We start from the raw sequence: 18,989 nt of genomic DNA on the forward strand, positions 1-18,989 counted from the left end.
ACTCACCTCGCGGTACCTGCGAAGGCGGCCAGCCCGATCTCCCGGGCCAGCCGCTCTCGCAGCACCGCCGGTTCCCCGAGTTGCACCTGGGACGACTTGGCGCGCTTGAAGTACAGGTGCGCGTCGTGTTCCCAGGTGAACCCGATACCGCCGTGCACGTGCACGTTCGCGACCGCCGTGTGCCAGTAGGCATCCGATGCGTAGGCCTTGGCCAGCGCCGCGGCGGCGGGCAGCTCGCCGGATGCGTGCTCAGCGGCCCATGCCGCGTGCTGGACGGCCGCCGAAGCCAGCTCGATCTCGATGAACAGGTCGGCCAGTGCGTGCTTGACCGCCTGGAACGAGCCGATGGGCCGGCCGAACTGCACCCGCTCCTTTGCGTAGCCGATGCTCGCCTCCAAGCAGTGCCGCGCGCCCCCGATTTGCTCGGCGGCCAGGGCGACCGCCGCCCGGTCCACGGCCCGAGCGAGCCAGGACGTGGCGGTGCCCTCAACGCCGATGAGCGAGGCCGGGGTGCCGGCCAGCTCGATCCGCGCCTGCGGACGCGTCCTGTCCAATGTGGTCGACCTGGTCCGAGTCACACCGGGCCCGTCGGCCGTCACGGCGAACAGCGACACGCCGTTGTCGGTGCGAGCCGGCACCAGGACGAGGTCGGCGACGTGCCCGTCGAGCACGAACGTCACGACCCCGTCGAGCGCGAAACCCGACCCGCGGCGGCGCGCCTGGATGCGCGCGCCGTCCGGGCCCCAGCCGCCGCGGTCGTCGACGGGGGCGACGGTCGCGATACTGCGCCCCGACGCGATGCCGGGGAGAAGGTTCCGCTTTGCCGCCTCGTCGTCCGAGGCGAGCAGTGCGCCGGCGGCGAGGACGGAGCTGGCGAGGAACGGGGCGGGCAGCAGGGCCCGCCCCATCTCCTCCATGACCAGTGCCAGCTCGACCGCCCCGAGCCCGACTCCGCCGTACTCCTCCGGGATCATCAGCCCCTGCAGGCCGAGCTCGTCAGCCATCCTCGCCCACACCGCGGGGTCGTGGCCGAGGTCGGTCTCCATGATTCGGCGGACCTCGGTGGTCGGGCACGTGTTCTGCAGGAACCGGCGCACGGTGCGCTGCAGCTCCTCCTGCTCGTCGCTGTGCAGCCAGTCCGTGGTCTGGCAACCGGTCGTGGTCATGGCAGCACGAACTCGGCTTCGCCGGTCAGCGCCGGGCTGCCGTTCTGGCGCAGGGCGCGAAGCTCTGCGACGACCCTGGTCCCTCCGCCCGGTTCCGGCGATACCGCGGTGACCTTCGCCGAGCAGTGCAGCTCGTCCCCCGGCCACATCTGCTCGACGAACCGGACCTTGAACCGGCGGATCTCCTCCACCCCCAACCAGTCGGTCACGTAGGTGGCGAGCATCCCGGCCTGGAGCATGCCGACGGAGAACACGCTGGGAAAGCCGCTCTCCCGGGCGTAGATCTCGTCGTGGTGCAGCGGGTGGAAATCGCCCGAGGCGCCCTGGTACTTGACGAAATCGGTACGGGTCAGCGACGGGAAGACCCGCGGCGGCGCTTCCTGGCCGGCCTCGGGCACGACAGTGCTCTGGGCGGTCATGCCTCCTCCTTCGGCGGACGCGCGGTCTCCAGGACCGTGCTGTTCTGCTGGGCGACCAACCGGCCGCTCTCATCCCGGAACTCGGTGACGAGCACGGCGAACTTCATGCTCCCGCCGCGTTTGCCGGGCTTCTCGTACCGGTTGACGATCTTCGTCTCGGCGGTCAGGTTCTGACCGGCCCGCGGCGGCGGGCCGAAGAAGACGTACTCCTCCTCGCCGTGCAGGATCCGCCGCCGGTCGAAGCCCAGCTTGGCGAATCCGGACTGCTCGGCCGGCTCCCAGATCATCCGGGCGCTGGTCAGCATCGTCGGCGGGATCGTCGGGGACGGGCCGTCGTGCGCCGGGTGCTCCGACTTCACCGCGCGGGCGAACTCCGGACCTTGCTCCGATCGATCGGCATCTCGTAGCTCATGCCGCCCCCACTCGCTTGATCCGGTTGCGGTTGACCGGGATCGACTTCGGGAACGAGTCCGCGCCCATCTCCTCCGCCAGCTGCTGCGGTGTCCACTGGAACTCGGCATCGATCGCGTGTCCGTGCGCCCACCCGGTGAGCAGGCCGACGTGCCCGCCGTAGACGGTGAAGGCCTGCCCGGTGAAGGGACAACCCGCGCTGGCCAGGTAGCTGACCAGCGGGGCGATGTGCTTGGGGTGGTAGCGGTCGAACTCGTCCGGGTTCTCAGGCGCGCGCACGGCCTCGCCGAGCCCGGGCGTCGCGATCACCGGGGTGGTGCGTGCGACCGGGCAGATCGCGTTGGCCCGCGCCCCGTAGCGGCCCAACTCGGCCGCCCCGACCACGGCCTGGATCGCCAGCCCCGCCTTGGCGGCGGAGTAGTTCCACTGGCCCGCGTTGCCGTAGACGCCGGAGCCGGAGCTGGTGTTGATCAGCGACCGGTCGGTGGTCTCGCCCTTCTTGCTCTGCGCCCGCCAGTACCGCGCCGCGGGTGAGGCAACCGAGAAGGCGCCCTTGAGGTGCACCGAGGTCACCGTGTCGAACTGGTCCTCGGTCATGTTCCACAGCATCGCGTCGCGGATGACGCCGGCGTTGTTGACGACGACGTGCAGGTCGCCGAACGCGTCCACCGCCGTGGAGATCAGCTCCTCCCCCACCGACATCTCGGCGACGCTGCCCTCGACGGCGACGGCCTTCCCGCCGGCCTGCTCGATCTCTTCGACGACGTCCTTCGCGCCGGTCAGGTCGTTGACGACGACCTTCGCCCCTTCCGCGGCGAACAGCAGCGCGTGCTCGCGGCCGAGGCCACCACCGGCTCCGGTGATCACCGCGACTCGTCCGTCCAGAATTCCCATCAGCTTCCCGCTTTCTTCTCGACCCGTGGTTCTCGGGGCAGGCCCAGCGCCCGCTCCGCGATCGTGTTCTTCTGGATCTCGTCGGTGCCCCCGCCCAGCCGCAGACCCGGCGCCCCGCAGAGCAGCTCCGACCAGGCGTAGGTGCCCCACTCGCCGGTGTCGGCGACCAGCGCGGGGCCGAGCAGTTCGGTGGCGATGTCGCCGGCCTGCTGCAAACCCCTGGTCAGCGTCAGCTTCGCGATCGACCCCTCGGGGCCGGGCACACCGCCGGCCTGCAGACGCGCCGCGGCCCGCTGCGCGCTCAGCGCACGCATCCGGTTGCGCGCGTACAGGTCGACGATCGCGCGGCGGATCGCCGGGTCCTCGTGCCGACCCAGGTGCCTGGCCAGCAGCACCAGGCGACCCGAGTGGTCGAACGCGCCGAACGCCCCCCGCGAGGACGATGCCCGCTCGAATCCCAGCGTTGTCATCGCGACCGACCAGCCCTCGCCCACCTCGCCGAGGCGTAACGAGTCCGGAATCCGGACCCGGTCGAAGAACACCTCGTTGAAGTTCGAGCCGCCCGTCATCTGCCGCAGCGGGCGCACGTCCACACCTGCCGCCTTCAGCGGGACGAGGAACGCGGTCATCGCTTGCTGCCGGGGCAGGTCGGTACTGGTGCGAGCGATCACGACGCCGTAGTCGGCGAACTGCGCTCCCGACGTCCACGCCTTCTGCCCGTCCAGCACCCAGCTCCCACCGTCCGGTGTCGCGCGCAAGGCGATCGACCCGAGGTCGGACCCGGCTCCCGGCTCCGAGAACAGTTGGCAGACCAGCAAGTCGGCCCGCAGGATCCCGCGCAGGAACTTCTCCTTCTGCTCCTGCGTGCCCACCGTGAGCACGACGGGCGCCTCGATGTTCAGGCTGATCGAAGCCACCTCGAGCGGCTCCGGGGTGACGAACCCGCCCTCCAGATCGGCGAACGTGTCCGCGTACTCCTGCGGCAGCGCGCGGCCGCCGTACTCCACCGGCCAGGAGATCGCCCCATAACCCGCGTCGAATTTGCGGCGCTGCCACTCGCGCAACGCCTCGATCCAAGCCCGCTCCTGCTCGGGCGAGCTGTCGCGGAACACCGAGACGCTGTCAGAACCCTTGCCCCACACCGGTTCCTCGCCGACCTGGCGGCGCTCGGCGTGCTCCTGGAGCCAGGCCACCGCCTCTGCCCGGAACTCCTCGAGCGAGGGCGTCATGAGACCTTCTCGTACAGCGTGACCACACCGACCCCGCCCAGCCCGAGGTTGTGCTGCAACGCGAGCGTCACGCCATCGACCTGGCGGTCTTCGGCCTGCCCGCGCAGCTGCCACACCAGCTCGGTGCACTGCGCGAGCCCGGTCGCCCCGAGCGGGTGCCCCTTCGACATCAGCCCGCCCGACGGGTTGACGACCACCCGCCCGCCGTAGGTGTTGTCCCCGTCCTGGACGAACTTCTCCGACTCGCCCTCGTCCACCAACCCGAGGCTCTCGTAGCAGAGCACCTCGTTGACCGTGAAGCAGTCGTGCAGCTCCACGACCTTGATGTCCCGCGGGTCGACGCCCGACTCCTCGTACACCTTCCCGGCCGCTTGCTTGGTCATCACCGCGCCGACCAGCTGGATCATGCTCTTGTCGTCGAACGAAGACGGCAGGTCCGAGGCCATCGCCTGCGCCTTGATCACGACGTCGGTCCGCAACCCGCGCTTTGCGGCGAACTCCGCGCTGCACACGATCGCGGCCGCCGCCCCGCACGTGGGCGGACATGCCTGCAGCCTCGTGACCGGACCGAACAGACTCGGCGACTCCAGCACCTGCTGCTCGGTCACCGGTTCCCGGAACACCGCGTAGGGGTTGCGCGCCGCATGCTGACGAGCCTTCACCGAGATCTTCGCGAACAGCGACGGGTCCACTCCGTACTTGTTCACGTACTCGATCCCCGCGCCGCCGAACAACTGCGCCGCCCGCGGCAACGTGTCGTCGACGCCGTGCAGCTCGTCGAGCAGGTCGCTGAACCGCTCGGTCGGGATCGGCCGGTCGGTCCACTTCGGCTGCAACGCCCCCGGCTGCATCTGCTCGAAGCCGAGCGCGAGCACGCACTCCGCAGCACCGCTGTCCACCGCCTGGCGGGCTGCCCACAGCGCCGTCGATCCGGTGGCGCAGTTGTTGTTCACGTTCACCACCGGAATGCCGGTCATCCCGACCCGGTACAGCGCCGCCTGGCCGCTCGTCGAATCGCCGTACACGTACCCCACGTACGCCTGCTGCACCTGGTCGTAGGACACCCCGGAATCGGCGAGCACCGCGCGCACCGCCCGCTCGCCCATCACGTGGTAGTCGTCGCTCTTCCCGGGCTTGGTGAACGGGATCATCCCGACGCCCGCGACGTGGACCCTGCGCCCCATCGTCCCTCCAAACTTGCCTAACTAAGCGAATGTCAATTTACTTTTAATCCCATCGTCGCACTTGTCAAGCCTCTTGTATTTGAAACCTAGGGATGCAACATTTCACGTACGCCAGCCTTTGACGACGAGGAGCAGCCGATGACGCAGCAGCCGAGGCGACCGGCCTGGACCCTGGAGCATCCCGACGTCGCCTTCGACGCAGTGCTCGCAGGCGCTGCCCGCGCATACCCCGACCGCATCGCCCTGCGCGACGGGGACACCACCCTCACCCACGCCGAGGTGTACGACCGCGCGCGCCGGGTCGCGCAGGGCCTGCGCCGCCACGGCGTCGCGCCCGGCGACGTCGTGGCACTTCACCTGCCCAACACGATCTGGTTCCCCGTCGCCTACTGCGGCGTGCTGCTAGCCGGGGCAGCAGCATGTGCGGTGAACCCGCTGCAGCCCACCGCCGTCCTCGCCGAACAGCTGGCCGGATTCGGAGCGACCGCGGTCGTCACCCACCCCGCGTTCGCCCCCTCTGCCGTCGAAGCCCGCACCCCGGACGTCCGGCTCACGGTGGTCGTCCCGCCGACGCACGCAGCCCCGGCCCCCGACAACGCAGGCCCGCCGGCGGGCACCATCCCCTTCACCGGCCTGCTCGCCAACGAGCCGCTCGACGCCGACCCGCTCGACCCGGATTCCCTGGCCCACCTCCAGCTCACCGGCGGAACCACCGGCCGGTCGAAGGGCGTCCGGATCCTGCACCGCAACCTCGTGGCGAACCTCTTCCTGTCCAGCCACCCCCGGTGCGGCGGAGTGCCCGCGCTCGATACCGCGGGAGGCGTCTACTACGACCCGGTCGCCGGCACCGTGCCGCCGGGATCGGAGCTCGGCCGGGGCGTGGCCCTCGCCGTGGCACCGTTGTTTCACGGCGCGGGCCTCGTCGGACTTCTCGCCGGCACGCTGATGGGATTCACCTGCATCATCGAGGGCCGCTTCGAACCGGAGCTGTTCCTCGAGCACATCGAGAAGTACGGCGTCACGAGGATTTTCGGGGTACCCGCACTGTTCCACGCGTTGCTGTCCAGCCCCGGCATCGCGACGCGCGACCTCTCCAGCGTCGGGTTCATCATGTCCGGCGCAGCCCCGATCGACACCACCACACTGCGGCGGATCGCCGAAGCGTTCCCACGCGCCACGGTCACCGAGGTGTACGGACTCAGCGAAGCGACCACGATCCTCACGATGCAGGACCCCCGCCCCGGAGCAGCCCCCGCACCGGTGGGCAGCGTCGGCATCGCCGCACCCAACACGGTCGTCGAGCTGCGCGACGAGGAGGGCGAACCGGTCCCGGCCGGGCAAGCCGGCGAGATATGGGCCCACGGCCCGCAAATCGCCGACGGCTACCACAACGCCCCGGAGCAGACCGCCGCCCAGTTCGTCGACGGCTGGCTGCGCACGGGCGATCTCGGCAGGTTCGACGACCGCGGCAACCTCCACGTCGTCGGCCGCTGCAAGGACATGATCATCTACAAGGGCTACAACGTGTACCCGGTGCAGTTGGAAGAGATCCTCGGCAGCCACCCCGAGGTCGCCCAGAGCGCCGTCGTCGGCGCGCCGCAGCCCGGCGTGGGAGAGATCCCGATCGCGTTCGTCGTGCCCCGAACCCCGGCCCCCGACCCCGACCTCGCCGAGCGGCTCGCAGCCTTCGTCGCCGAGCGCGTCGCGCCATACCAGCGCATCAGGGAGGTCCGGCTCGTCGACGAACTGCCCCTCACCCCGACCGGCAAGGTCCTCAAGCGCGAGCTGCGGCGACAGCTGGCATGACGGGAGCCCCAAAAGGCACCCGAACGCGAAGCGGCACCGTCGGCACTGGAGCCCGAAAAATTCCAAGGAGCAGGCGACCCGCGAAGCTCTGATGCGGCAGGAAACGGTCAGGCGACGACTTGATTTCCGACTCCAGGCGAAGCCGGAACCGCGTCCGCCCTCCTCCAGGAAGGAAACCCGATCAACTTGAGCATCAAGGGAGCGGCACTGATCGCCGGTGCCTACGAGCACCCACTGCGGGAGATCCCCGACAAGTCGTTGGCCCAGGTCCACGCCGAGGTGGCCCTCGGGGCGGTGGCCGATGCCGGTCTCACCATGGCCGACGTCGACGGGTACTTCTGCGCGGGTGACGCACCCGGCTTCGGTGCGATCTCGATGGCCGACCACCTCGGCCTGCGATTGTCCTACATGGACTCGACTGAGACCGGTGGATCGTCCTACCTCGCCCACGTCGGTCATGCCGCAACGGCCATCGCCGCGGGCAAGTGCCACGTCGCGTTCGGGCAGCACGCTGATCCTCGGGAGGCAGGACGCATGAGTTCACTTCCCGCACCGGTTCCGGCGGTCAATCCGGAGACCAAGCCGTTCTGGGAAGCCACCACCCGGCACGAGTTGCTGCTCAAGCGGTGCGATTCCCGCGAAGCCGTGATCTGGTACCCGAGGCAGGTCTGCCCGGCATGCTCCAGCACCGCGACCACGTGGTTCCCGGCATCCGGCCGGGGAATGATCTACAGCTTCACCGTGGTCCGCCGTGGCCAGGGCTACCGAGGCGTGGGTCCGTACATGCTCGCCTACGTGGAACTCGAAGAAGGCCCGCGCTTGCTGACCAACATCGTCGACTGCAACCCGGACGATGTCGCGATCGGCGATCCCGTCGAGGTGGTCTTCCACGAAACCGAGCAGAAGCGGCATTGCCCCGCTTCGTCCGTCGATGACCCGCAGGGCGGCTAGCGGCTCCGCTCCAACGTCGCTGGCCGTCCTGCAGAAGCAGCCCGCTGTCGCCACGGTCACGGGAACGCCGTGGCGGCAGCGGGCCCCGAACAAGTGCGCAGAACTGAGGTCGAAGCGCCCACGGATGCGATTCGCAAGGCGTTGTCGATGGGTGCGGACAAGGCGGGGCACCTCTCGGACGAGGCGTTGCACTGCACGGACGCGCCGTCGACCGCGCGGGCGTTGGCGAAGGTGATCGGCGCTCAGGAAGTCACAAAACGATAAAACGAAAGGTGGACGACCATGCTCTGCGCCTGTCTGTGCAGCCAAGTCGGACACCACGACATCTGCCGCGACATCGCAGATCCGAGATGTCGCGTCCGCGACCAGCGAATCAAGCTCTTCGCGTCAGGGACTGTCTGCGAACCGTGTTACCAGGCGGCCCCACCTGGCGCCCGAGACCTCCAGCGCTCGCGTCAGGGCCATGGGGACGAATCGCCGGTTCGGGGTTTCCTCCCAGCTTCAGGGAACCACACCTGCACGTCGTGGTGCTCAAGCGAGACCGCAGAGGCGGAATGAGCGGACCGGGCTGATCATCACCCACCTACCCGACGGCGCAGCGGGCCTCCACAGTGGAGTCGGGCCGGGGCAGGCGCTCGTACCGGCAGCCCTATGATGATCTTGAGCCGAGAGCCGACCAGCTCTTCGCCACCGCACCCGGCGCAGCAAACATCTCGCGCCGGCACATCCAGCCATCAGCCTAGGCATAGGGGCGCATGTCCTCTTCCACCGTGTCCGCCAACGAGCGGACACTGCCGATCCCCACCGTCGCCGAACCTCGGGTGCGCCCGATATGGTGGCAAGTCCTGGCGGTCGCGGCACTCGCGCTGGCCGCGTTCAACGCTCGCATCGCGGTGACCGCGGTCGGCGCGGCATTGCCCGAGATCCGCACGACGCTGGGTCTCAGCACGACGGCGGTGGCGATCCTCACAGCACTGCCCTGCCTCTGCATCGCCGCGACGACACTCCTCGTGCCGCCCCTTCGCCGCCGCAGCGGCACGCAGACCAGCGTCGTGGTGTTCCTCGGCATCCTGCTCGCCGGCCAAGCAGTGCGCATCACCCACGGACAGTGGCTCTTGCTCGCAGGAACCATCCTGGCCTGCTGCGCGATCGGAGGCCTGCAAGTCCTCTTACCCGCCGTCTGCCGACAGATCGGTGGCCTGCGCACCGCCGCGCTCACGACATTGTCGGCCAGCATGATCGGAGTCGGAGCGGCCACGGCGACCGCGATCACTCCCTGGCTGACCACCATCCTCGGATGGCGCACGGGACTGGGGATCTGGATCCTCCCCGTCGCGGCCGCACTCTTCCTCTGGATACCGCTGTCACTGGCCCGAACGACGCACGCCGCACCCCCACCACATACGCCCCGCCGGCGCCGCTCTCTCCTCAGAAGCGCTCGGGCCTGGTACCTGACCCTGTTCATGGGTCTGCAGTCGCTGCAAGCCCTTTCCCTGCTGTCCTGGCAGCCGGTCCTCCTACGAGCCACCGGAGCCAGCGCCGTTCAGGCCGGCGCTCTCAGTGCTGGCAGTCTCGTGGTCAGCATCGTCGCCTCCGTGGTCATCACCGCGTCCTGCTACCGCAGCACCACGCGCATCGGCATGTGGATGGTGCTGACCACCTGCAGCGGAGGTCTCGGTCTGCTGGGACTCCTCGTCGCTGCGACCACCGCTCCCTTCCTGTGGGCGGCGCTGCTCGGCGTGGGCATGGCCGCCCTCGCCCCCGCCCTCGCCGCCATACCCGCGCACACCACCGGAGACGACGAAACGACCCGGCTGTCCGCGATGGCCCAGGGCTATGGCTACCTGCTCGCTGCGGTCGGCCCCGCCCTCACCGGCACCCTCCGCGATATCACCGGCACCGTTGACTGGGCGCTCGCCGCCCTCCTGTTCTTCTGCCTCCTGCAGCTCCTCTTCGCCGCCCTCGCGGCTCGTCGCCCCTACGACCTCGACCCACGGCGACCGTCCGGCCGCGCGAGCCGACGCCACCCGCCCCACAGCGCCCCAGGGGGGAGACGATGTGCAGTGGCTGCGCGCACGACCCCCAGGGTTCCCGGCTCGACGACCTGCTCTCGGTCCCCGAACGCGGGATCGACGGCCAGGAAGGGCAGCTGATCTCCCGTATTCGGTACTTCACGCGGTCGGCCGGCGGTGCACGTGCGGCGATGTCGCCGGCCGACGAGGTTGCAGCCGTTCACTCCGCCTCGGCCGTCGATGCGCCTCTCGGGAGCGGAATGCAGATCGTCTGCCCGATGTGGATGACGTCCGGATTGGCGATGTGGTTGTAGTACCCCAGGCGCTGCCACTTCACGTGGTTCCGCTCACCGATCTCGGAGAGCGTGTCCCCGTCCCGCACGGTGTAGGTCTTGCACACGTTCGCGTTCTTCGACAGGCGCAGCGCTTGGCCGGGGAAGATGAGGTTCGGGTTCTCTATGTTGTTGATGCGCTGGAGTTCCTTCCATGGAACGTGGAACCATTCGCCGATCTCGGAGAGCGTGTCGCCCTCCTGCACCGTGTAGGTGTTGCAGTTCGTCATTGCTCAGCCTCCTCGTGGTTAGCTGCGCGCTCGGCGCACAGGCTCCTCGTGTCCATGTAAGGCGCAGCCCGCGTGCTGCGACAATGAGCAGCCGGATCCATTGAGGATCCATCTGGCCACGAACACGGCCGGTGTGCCGCACCAGCCGGGCATTGTTCAACGCGCTAGCAACGGTTCGGCCGCATCGATGCTCTTCCGCACGTCGTTCAGGAATTCCTCGTCGTTGCCGCTCAGCGCCCGGCCGCCATCGGCGAGGCCTCTCTGCAACAACTCCATGTAGTTGTAGGCCTCGGCGAGCTTGAGGAACGCATCATCCGCCATGCGGCCCGCCAAGGCCGACCAGTAGACCGACCACGACTGAGCCCAAGCCTTGTCGTTCCAGCCCAGCGGCCATTCCCGACCTTCCAGCGCGACCACCACCGCAGTGCGCGCGTCGTTGAGCTGGGACCGCAAGAGCTTGCTCGCTGCTCGGGCGTCATTGCGCTCCCTGCGCCGCTCCAGCATGAAATCGACGAGGCCGGTCAGGAGCCCGCCGATGATGACGCCCACGAGCCCGAAGATCGCAGCGGTCAAGGTGATCCCCCCTTCGAGGCGAGCACCGACCGGATCCGCTCCCCGCGGTCGGACGGGCCCTTACCTCCGAAGGCTTTCGGCCGGTAGTTCCATCGGGACCGTGGGAAGCATGATGCCCAGGTCGACCGGGGCGGCGTGCGGGACCAGCGTCCCCTCCTCGGCGAGCTCTAGCAGGTTCGGGAGGGTGTAGGCCTCTGCGGCGCCCATGTCCACCTCGTAGCCGAGGTCTTGCAGGCTGGCTACCGTGACCCTGCTGAGCGGATTGTTCTTCGCCGCGATGAACCCCGACATGAGTTCGTTGCGGAAGACGGTCTCGCGCCAGTGACTGCCGCGAGTGCCGGCTCCGCCGGTGTTCTCCACCGGAACAGCCCTCGGTCGGCCGTCGCGCAAACGGCCGTATTCCTGCTTCGCGGCCCGGCCGGTGAACGTGGGGTTGTCGCTGTCCTCGTCGGCGAGCAGTTCCTTGCGGGACCACAGCTGGCCGCCGACGCCGAGCACATGACCCATCTCGTGGGTGATCACGTCGTCGAGCGTGCCCTCTTCCTCCATCTTCTCCAGGTCATCGGTGTCGAACGACATCGCGCCCTTCGCGGGCAGGAAGGCCGAGGCGCCTGAGCCGGCCGTCCGGATGTGCGTCGGGCCGGCCTGGCCGAGGATCCTGCCGGGACCGTCGATGCGCACTCCTTGAGCGAGGATGAGGACGTCATCGATGACGTCACCATCGATTTCGACCTCCGGCAGATCACCCACGATGACGCGGACCCACCGGTCCGCGGCCTGGGTGAACGCGGCCTGCTGCACCTCGGTCAGCCCGCCGAGGAACCGGACCTCGATGGTGAACGGGGACGCGGTTGCGGCAATCGCCTTCGCTTGACCCGCATCGGCACGGGCGGTGTAGACCGCACGAATACCCGTCGCACTTTTCGTCATGGCGAAAACATCCTCCGCGAATAGGAAATTCGACAAGGTCTGGAATATTCCTTTCCAGCCCAGATGCGTTTCGAACATGGCACCACGTCCAGCGCTGGCGCAACGGTCGAAGGTCCTGGCCGCGTTGTCCGAAACCCTTTGCAAGATAATGATAATCTCGCTCTGGACTGCGGCAGACCGAGCGGCCGCGAGGCCGTGGAGTCGTGGCTGTCCTGATCTCACTGCGACGGTCGAGGACCAATTGCCATACCCGCCACAGGCCTCGGCCCGGTATCGTGAACCTGAATCGGGCGTGCGATGCCTAGCGGCCAACTGAAGGGTTCTCGGCCAAGTGCCGCGGTGGCGCGGCGCTGGGGTGGTTCACAATGATCGAGCTCATCATCGTCGCCGCGACGAGGTTCTACCGGGAAGGGTTGGCCCTTGTCCTCCAGAACGTCGACGGATTCGCGGTCCTCTCCACCCTTGCGCGACCGGACGAGCTGGAGCCGGATCTGACCGCGCGCAAGCACGCAGTGGTACTGCTCGATATCGCCGACTTGCCGGACGGTCCCAGTGTCGTGATCTCCTTGCTGGCGAGGAATCCCGGACTGCGGATCATTGCCTTGGGCGTGTCCGATCAGGAACATGACGTCCTTGCGTATGCCGAGTTGGGCGCGGCAGGTTACCTGACCCGGGAACATTCGATCTCCGAACTGATTCGGACGATAGAGAGCGTTGCCAATGGGGAGTTGCGGTGTTCGCCGCGCGTTGCCGCCGCCCTGTGCCGCAGGGTGGCCGAGCTGTCGGCGGAGTTGCAGCCCAGTCCGAACGCGGAGGTCCTGAGTCGCAGGGAAGCGCAGGTCGCCGTGCTGCTGGAGCAGGGATTGTCCAACCAGGAGATCTCCCGGCAGTTGTGCATCGCCTTGGCGACTGTGAAGAACCACGTGCACAACATCCTGGACAAGCTGGGGTTGCGGGGCCGTGCCGCGGCCGCTGCTTGGGCCCGACAGCAACGCCTGGATCACTCCGTGCTCGTTCGTTCCACGCTGCACCAGGCCTTTCCGCCCAACGGCAGACACCACTCCGACTGCCGCCCGGATTAGCCCTCGGGAGGGAATTTCACGGCGCAGCCGGTTGCCACCGGACCACGAATCGAAAGGCCTGATCATGCAACCTCGACACAAGCTGTCCGTTCCGCTCAACATCACGATCGAAGTAGGAGCATCGGCCACCGCCGAGACCGCTCAGGCCGCGTACCTCGATGGCGCGCCGCTCGAAATCGCCCGCCCCCGCTCCTACTACGAGGGCTACACCGGGTACGACCCAGAATTCCTCGGGCCCGAATTACCGCTACCGGAACTCTCCGACGAACAGCGCCGCAATGCCGCGAAGATCGACAACGCCCCGCCCGGCGGAGATCCCACCGTCCTCCCGTACACGCACTTCAGCATCGTCGTGAACCGGCGCCGCCAACTCGCCTACTACACGGTGGTGAACATCGACGGCAGCAGGAGCGTCGATTTCGAACGGCAGGCGGACAAGTGGTACTTCGACTCCCGCATCGCGGAATCAGAGCAGATCGGCGAGTCCCTCTACCGGCGCAACGCGCTGGACCGGGGGCATCTCGTCCGGCGGCTCGATCCGGTCTGGGGAGACGACCTGGCACGAGCGAACGACGACACCTTCCACTTCACGAACTGCGCGCCGCAGCACGAGAAGTTCAACCAGGGGACAGAGCTCTGGCTGGGTCTTGAGAACTTCGTGCTCGAGAACGCCGACCTCGCGGACAAGAAGATGACCGTGTTCACCGGCCCGGTCATGACCGATGACGACCCGCTGTACAAGGGCGCCCGGCTCCCCCTGGCGTTCTGGAAGGTCGTCGGCTACTGCAAACCCGATGGCGCGCTTCGCGTCTCCGCGTACCTGCTCGAGCAAACGCAACTCATCGAAGACATGCTCCCCTTCGAAGCCGTCTTCGATGCCGGAACGTACCGCATCTCGCTGGAACGACTGCGAGAACGCGCGGGTCTTGATTTCCAGTACCTCGAACCGCACGAAACCCCCTTGGCGTCCGGTCGGCTCGAAGCGCGAGCGCACAGCGTGCCGTTGAAGGACGACTACTCGAACCTGGTGCTCTAGATCGAGGGACGGGCGCCGAAAGGTGAACACGCCTGAATCCTGTCTGGATCGATGTGCTCATTGATGTCGCTCACGCGCCACCGGCTTACTGGTCGTGCCCGCCCGCGTTCGGGCGAACGGGCAGCTGCACAGCGCGAGTGGAGGAACCATGCGATACCGCCCGATCGATCGAGATCCAGACGACGAGCGCCTGGGGCGTTTCCTCCCCGACGATTGGCGCCACGTCGAGAACTACCCGTTGACCGCCGCGAGCCGACCCGCACAGGTACCGGTGGTGATCGGTGTCAACTGGTACACCGAATTCGACCGGCCCCAAGCGGGCAAGGACGGCGTTGCGTTCGTGGCCCGGGAGGGGGCGAAGTCGCTCACCAGGATCCGGGGCGGGCACGCCGTGTGCCTGGAACCCGGCGGCGAACCGGACCGCGAGCAGTGGTGGAAGTTCTACGACCAGGGAAGCGAGGGCGCCTGCGTCGGATTCGCCTGGACCCGGTGCATGACGATCCTGAACGACGAGTTGTACACGGCCTGGTGGCTGTGGGATCGGGCCAAGGACCGCGATCAGTGGCCCGAGACCAACCCGGGCGACTCCAACGGAACATCCTGTCGCGCCGCGGCCGAGGTATTGGCCTCGGCAGGGCACGTCGACTGGGCGGACTCCCAGGCCAACGACGACCACACCGAGCGCGCCCGCTACGTCGCCGACGCGGCCGACGGCATCAAGGTGTTCCGCTGGGCGGCATCGGTCGACGACGTGCATGCCGTGCTCGGCAACACCCGCGCGGACGAGCTCGGTGCCGTGCCGATCCTGAACTCCTGGGGAACCGACTACCCGCACCGGGTGTGGATGCCGGACGAGGTCCTGGATCGACTGATGCGAGAGGACGGCGAAATCGCCGTACCGACCGACCGCTAGCCCCACCGGGTCCAGCCCTTGAAGTCCGGCGCGAGCCGTGGGCCGCGTGCTGGACCTGCTGGATCCCTTCTAGTTCCTCGAGAATCGCCTCTTCGCGATGGGAGTGGTCGGCCCGGTGTGACGTCGCCTGCGACTCGGGGAGGAGACATGGAGTCACATCTCGGCGATGTGCCGTACTGGGAGGTCGAGTTCGATGCGAAGGGCGTGGTCCGCCAGGGTGGAAATCTGCCCGCGACCAGCGCAACCGCGGGGCTGCGCGAGCTCTTCGTCTTCAGCCATGGCTGGAACAGCTCCTTCGGCGGCGCACGCGACCTGTACTCGACGATGTTCGGACTCATCGCGGGGATGCTCTCGACCGAGCAGAGGGCGCATGCGGGGTTCGTCGGCGTGCTGTGGCCCGCGTTGCTGTTCCCCGAGGATGCCCCGGCCGACACCGGCCCACCGGTCCCGCGGTCATCGGCGACGCACGACCTGGGGGCTCTGGCGTCCCCACAGCCCACCGGAGAGATGTCCACCGGCGCCGACCTCGCGAAATCGCTCTCCCCTGCCTTTCCGAGCCAGGAGGAGCGGCTGGAGCAGATCGGCCAGCTGCTCGACCGGCAGCCGCAGGACCGGGACCGGCTCCTGGAGTTCCTACGCCTGGCGAGAGGACTCGTGACCACTTCGAGCAACGCCCCGGAAGACGCGGGAGAAGCAGCGGTGATGAGCGCACCACCGGGACGGGTGTTCGACGCGATGGCGGCCCTCGCACCCGTCGACGGTGGAAGTGAACAGGCGTTCAATCCGTTCGGGCGAATGTGGCGGGGAGCTCGAGAGGCGTTGCGGGTCCTCAGCTACTACGAGATGAAGGAACGCGCCGGGGTGGTCGGTCGCGACGGCCTCGGCCCCCTGCTCGGACAGGTGGCGCACACCATCCCCGGCGTGCGCGTGCACCTCCTCGGCCACAGCTTCGGCGCCCGGCTCGTTTCGTTCGCCCTCAGGGGGCTTCCGCCTGAGCGGCGTGGTGCGAACAGCCCGGTCAAATCCCTGTACCTGTTGCAGGGCGCTTTCAGCCACTTCGCGTTCGCACCGCGAGCTCCGGTGCGGGACGGCGCCGGCGTGCTGGCCGATTGCGCCGACCGGGTCGACGGCCCGCTCGTGTGCACGTTCAGCGAGGCCGACCGCGCGGTCGGCTGGTGGTATCCCAACGCCAGCAGGCTGGCCTGGCAGGGCGCCGAGCTGGCGGACCGGATCAACTACCGCTGGGGAGCGATGGGCTACGACGGCTACCAGCAGAGCGGAGCCCAGACCGTCACGATGGCCCAGCAGGGCACGGACTACGGGTTCCAGCCGGGCGTGTTCTACCGCCTCGACGCCAACGACGTCATCAAGCGGAACCTGTCCTGGTTCGCCCAGGCTCACTGCGACATCCGGCATCCGGAGGTGGCGTGGGCTGCGGCCTCGGCCGCTCGATCGCTGTGCAGGTGAGAGCCGTGAACTCCGCGCGAAACACCGGTCAGGACGCCGTTTCACGACGAGGCTCTGATCTGCGATGGCCTTGGGGGTTCAGAGCGCTCGCCCGCATAGACGAGCTGCGGGCATTCGCGGACTGGGCGGAGAACTGCTCCGCGCCGAGCGAGCTGTGCACCGAGAAGTTGGCGGCCCATGCCCGCACCCACCTGGAGTGCGCTCAGCGAGATGTCCGCGGCACTTGGTGGCCGCGGCGGGCTCACGGGGTGGACAGCTCGCTCGCCCACATCCACGCGGCCCACGTCCTCATTCTCCAGATCGTTTCGCTCGAAGATCTCCACAGCATGCTGGCCGACCTCCTCATGCTGATCGAGGCGAACCTGCCGCCCGAGGACAGACGCCGATTGGCCGTCGAACGGACCTTCAAGAGCTCCGAGGGCGGAAGACTTACCCAGTCGCAGCGACAGACCGTGATCGATGCCGTGCGCGAGGCGTACCGGGTTCAGCGGCGTGAGGTCGTCCGCGAGCGCAGTTTCGCACAACTCGTGTGGTGTTGGGCCATCGGCCTGCTGGGCATAGCCATCACGATCGCGTTCTTCACCGCCTTCATCCCGACACTGCTGCCGATCTGCTTCGGGCCCACTCCCAACGTGCCGTCCGCAGAAATAGTCGAGCCACCCCGCGGACTGATAGTCGTGTGTCCTCTCGGCCAGCATCCGTTCACCGGAAATCTGGACTTGAGCTCGGAATTAGCCGCATCGAGTGGCGACTACGCAGTCGTCGAAACAGTCGGGTTCATCGCGGCGGCGGTGACGGCTGCCGCAGCGCTGCACCAGCTCCGGGGCAGTCCGACCGCGTCCAACGTGCCGCTCGCGCTCGCGTGCCTCAAGCTTCCCACCGGCGCCTTGACAGCCGTGCTCGGGCTCCTGCTCATGCGCGGCGAATTCGTACCCGGGTTGACGTCCCTCGATTCGTCGGCGCAGATCATCGGCTGGGCCGTCATCTTCGGAGCCGCGCAGCACCTGTTCACGAAGGTCGTCGACGCCCGAGGCCGGGAAGTCATGGAGGCGGCGCCAAGTCCGCAGCCCGCGACCGCACCCCAGAAAGCACCGGCACAGCTGGAACCTCTCCACGGCCGCGCGTGAACCACGCCCGCCGCCGGCGTTACGACCAGTACCGCATCGCCCGGGCCACCTGCCTTTGACGGTGAGTCCGCCAGCCTGCGGGTTCAGGTTTGGATGGCGGTGCCGGTGTTGATGAGCGTGTCGACGTCCTGGTCGGTGAGCCCAGCGTCGGCGAGGACTTTTCGAGTGTCCTGTCCCGGCCTCGGTGCGGGTCTCGGGCACTCCGCGGGAGTGGTGGTGAACCGGGGCGCGGGCATGGGTTGCACCATGCCGTTGGTGTCCCGGTAGGTGCCGCGGCTGGTGTTGTGCGGGTACTCGGGCGCTTCGTGCAGCGACAGGACAGGAGTGGTGCAGGCGTCGGTGCCGGTGAAGCGCTCAGCCCAGTGGTCGCGGGGCTGTTCTGCGAAGATCTCTTCGAGACGGCGGTGCTGGGTGGGCCAGGTGGTGCGGTCGTTCTGGGCGGCGAAGTCGGGATCGTCGGTGAGCCCGAGGACGTCCAGGAACGCGGCGAAGAATTGCGGTTCGATGCAGCCGACGGCCATGTGCTTCTGGTCGGCGCAGCGGTAGACGCGGTAGAACGGGGCGGCGCCGTCGAGGCGGTTGGCGGCGCGCTGGTCCTGCCAGGTGCCCGTGGCCAGGAAGCCGTAGGTCATGGCCATGAGAGCGGCGGCGCCGTCCACCATGGCGGCGTCGACGACTTGGCCGACTCCGGTGGTCTTGGCATGCAGCAGGGCGCAGGTGAGGCCGTAGGCCAGCAGCATTCCGCCGCCACCGAAGTCGCCGACGAGGTTCAGCGGCGGTACCGGATCCGCTGCCGTGCCGATGGGGTGCAGAGCGCCGGCGATGGCGATGTAGTTGATGTCGTGGCCGGGCGTCTGGGCCAGTGGCCCGTCCTGCCCCCATCCGGTCATCCGCCCGTAGACCAGCCCCGGGTTGGCCGCGAGGAGTTCGTCCGGGCCCAGGCCGAGGCGTTCGGCCACGCCCGGCCGGAATCCCTCCAGGACGGCGTCGCAGGTCGCAACCAGCTTCCGCACCGCCACCACGCCGTCGCGGGCTTTGAGGTCGATGGCCAGTGAGCGGCGGTTTCGATGTAGGACGGGATGACCGGAGCTACCGGGCCGGTCGACGCGGATGACGTCGGCGCCCATGTCGGCCAGCATCATCCCGCAGAACGGGCCGGGCCCGATTCCGCCGAGTTCGAGCACCCTGATACCGGTCAGAGGTCCGCGTGCAGTGGTCATGGTGGGT

The 18,989-nt window shown here is 68.2% G+C and carries 18 protein-coding genes and 1 pseudogene; 9 read left to right on the top strand and 10 right to left on the bottom strand.

Annotated features, from left to right (window positions below; translation table 11 throughout):
* Positions 1 to 2 precede the first annotated feature (2 nt).
* Genes AB0H93_RS17915 through AB0H93_RS17940 form a run of 6 tightly spaced genes read right to left on the bottom strand, consistent with a single transcriptional unit; the run spans position 3 to position 5,303 of the window.
* On the bottom strand, positions 3 to 1,166 hold the full coding sequence (locus AB0H93_RS17915) for an acyl-CoA dehydrogenase family protein (protein WP_358573596.1): 1,164 nt from the start codon (positions 1,164 to 1,166) through the stop codon (positions 3 to 5).
* Complete coding sequence (locus tag AB0H93_RS17920; RefSeq protein ID WP_358573598.1) at positions 1,163 to 1,585, bottom strand: MaoC/PaaZ C-terminal domain-containing protein; 423 nt, start codon at positions 1,583 to 1,585, stop codon at positions 1,163 to 1,165. Before AB0H93_RS17920 ends, AB0H93_RS17915 begins: the two co-directional genes overlap by 4 nt.
* Entirely contained in the window at positions 1,582 to 2,106 is a 525-nt protein-coding gene (locus tag AB0H93_RS17925; protein WP_358573601.1) for a MaoC family dehydratase N-terminal domain-containing protein, read from the bottom strand. The genes AB0H93_RS17920 and AB0H93_RS17925 overlap by 4 nt, the downstream gene beginning before the upstream one ends.
* A complete protein-coding gene (locus AB0H93_RS17930) occupies positions 1,994 to 2,890 on the bottom strand; it encodes an SDR family NAD(P)-dependent oxidoreductase (RefSeq protein WP_358573603.1) in 897 nt (298 codons plus the stop codon). The genes AB0H93_RS17925 and AB0H93_RS17930 overlap by 113 nt, the downstream gene beginning before the upstream one ends.
* The gene (locus AB0H93_RS17935; RefSeq protein WP_358573605.1) at positions 2,890 to 4,119 is read right to left on the bottom strand and encodes an acyl-CoA dehydrogenase family protein; all 1,230 of its coding nucleotides are present in this window, start codon (positions 4,117 to 4,119) and stop codon (positions 2,890 to 2,892) included. Before AB0H93_RS17935 ends, AB0H93_RS17930 begins: the two co-directional genes overlap by 1 nt.
* Entirely contained in the window at positions 4,116 to 5,303 is a 1,188-nt protein-coding gene (locus AB0H93_RS17940; protein WP_358573607.1) for a lipid-transfer protein, read from the bottom strand. Before AB0H93_RS17940 ends, AB0H93_RS17935 begins: the two co-directional genes overlap by 4 nt.
* Positions 5,304 to 5,441: 138 nt before the next feature.
* Here AB0H93_RS17940 and AB0H93_RS17945 point away from each other — a divergent pair, with 138 nt between their 5' ends.
* The 4 genes and pseudogenes from AB0H93_RS17945 (at position 5,442) to AB0H93_RS17960 (ending at position 10,213) form a co-directional block, all read left to right on the top strand.
* The gene (locus tag AB0H93_RS17945; RefSeq protein WP_358573609.1) at positions 5,442 to 7,109 is read left to right on the top strand and encodes a class I adenylate-forming enzyme family protein; all 1,668 of its coding nucleotides are present in this window, start codon (positions 5,442 to 5,444) and stop codon (positions 7,107 to 7,109) included.
* Between the two features lie 186 nt (positions 7,110 to 7,295).
* Positions 7,296 to 8,060 carry an OB-fold domain-containing protein gene (locus AB0H93_RS17950; RefSeq protein WP_358573612.1) on the top strand — a complete coding sequence of 255 codons (765 nt, stop codon included), beginning with the start codon at positions 7,296 to 7,298 and terminating at the stop codon, positions 8,058 to 8,060.
* 120 nt (positions 8,061 to 8,180) lie between these two features.
* Positions 8,181 to 8,300 (top strand): annotated as a pseudogene (locus AB0H93_RS17955) (electron transfer flavoprotein subunit beta); the annotation flags it as partial.
* A 530-nt stretch (positions 8,301 to 8,830) separates the two neighbouring features.
* The gene (locus AB0H93_RS17960) at positions 8,831 to 10,213 is read left to right on the top strand and encodes an MFS transporter (RefSeq protein ID WP_358573614.1); all 1,383 of its coding nucleotides are present in this window, start codon (positions 8,831 to 8,833) and stop codon (positions 10,211 to 10,213) included.
* A gap of 79 nt (positions 10,214 to 10,292) precedes the next feature.
* Here AB0H93_RS17960 and AB0H93_RS17965 read toward each other — a convergent pair whose 3' ends face one another.
* The 3 genes from AB0H93_RS17965 to AB0H93_RS17975 all read right to left on the bottom strand — a co-directional run bounded on the left by AB0H93_RS17965 (position 10,293) and on the right by AB0H93_RS17975 (position 12,359).
* On the bottom strand, positions 10,293 to 10,634 hold the full coding sequence (locus tag AB0H93_RS17965; RefSeq protein ID WP_358573616.1) for a LysM domain-containing protein: 342 nt from the start codon (positions 10,632 to 10,634) through the stop codon (positions 10,293 to 10,295).
* Between the two features lie 156 nt (positions 10,635 to 10,790).
* Entirely contained in the window at positions 10,791 to 11,207 is a 417-nt protein-coding gene (locus AB0H93_RS17970; protein WP_358573618.1) for a hypothetical protein, read from the bottom strand.
* 60 nt (positions 11,208 to 11,267) lie between these two features.
* Positions 11,268 to 12,359 (bottom strand): leishmanolysin-related zinc metalloendopeptidase, encoded by a 1,092-nt coding sequence (locus tag AB0H93_RS17975; protein WP_358573620.1) that lies wholly within the window; start codon positions 12,357 to 12,359, stop codon positions 11,268 to 11,270.
* A gap of 143 nt (positions 12,360 to 12,502) precedes the next feature.
* On the opposite strand from AB0H93_RS17975, the gene AB0H93_RS17980 reads away from it, so the two are divergent.
* The 5 genes from AB0H93_RS17980 to AB0H93_RS18000 all read left to right on the top strand — a co-directional run bounded on the left by AB0H93_RS17980 (position 12,503) and on the right by AB0H93_RS18000 (position 17,762).
* Positions 12,503 to 13,219 (top strand): response regulator transcription factor, encoded by a 717-nt coding sequence (locus AB0H93_RS17980; protein ID WP_358573622.1) that lies wholly within the window; start codon positions 12,503 to 12,505, stop codon positions 13,217 to 13,219.
* Between the two features lie 64 nt (positions 13,220 to 13,283).
* A complete protein-coding gene (locus AB0H93_RS17985) occupies positions 13,284 to 14,255 on the top strand; it encodes a DNA/RNA non-specific endonuclease (protein ID WP_358573624.1) in 972 nt (323 codons plus the stop codon).
* A gap of 148 nt (positions 14,256 to 14,403) precedes the next feature.
* Positions 14,404 to 15,168, top strand: a complete 765-nt coding sequence (locus tag AB0H93_RS17990; RefSeq protein ID WP_358573626.1) for a hypothetical protein — start codon at positions 14,404 to 14,406, stop codon at positions 15,166 to 15,168.
* 147 nt (positions 15,169 to 15,315) lie between these two features.
* Positions 15,316 to 16,635: a hypothetical protein gene (locus AB0H93_RS17995; RefSeq protein ID WP_358573628.1), complete on the top strand. Its 1,320-nt coding sequence runs from the start codon at positions 15,316 to 15,318 to the stop codon at positions 16,633 to 16,635.
* A gap of 248 nt (positions 16,636 to 16,883) precedes the next feature.
* Positions 16,884 to 17,762: a hypothetical protein gene (locus AB0H93_RS18000; protein ID WP_358573630.1), complete on the top strand. Its 879-nt coding sequence runs from the start codon at positions 16,884 to 16,886 to the stop codon at positions 17,760 to 17,762.
* An 83-nt stretch (positions 17,763 to 17,845) separates the two neighbouring features.
* On the opposite strand, the gene AB0H93_RS18005 is transcribed toward AB0H93_RS18000, so the two are convergent.
* Complete coding sequence (locus AB0H93_RS18005) at positions 17,846 to 18,982, bottom strand: CaiB/BaiF CoA-transferase family protein (RefSeq protein ID WP_358573632.1); 1,137 nt, start codon at positions 18,980 to 18,982, stop codon at positions 17,846 to 17,848.
* Between the last annotated feature and the right edge of the window lie 7 nt (positions 18,983 to 18,989).

The sequence above is a fragment of the Saccharopolyspora sp. NPDC050642 genome (genome assembly GCF_040654735.1).
Lineage (GTDB): Bacteria > Actinomycetota > Actinomycetes > Mycobacteriales > Pseudonocardiaceae > Saccharopolyspora > Saccharopolyspora elongata.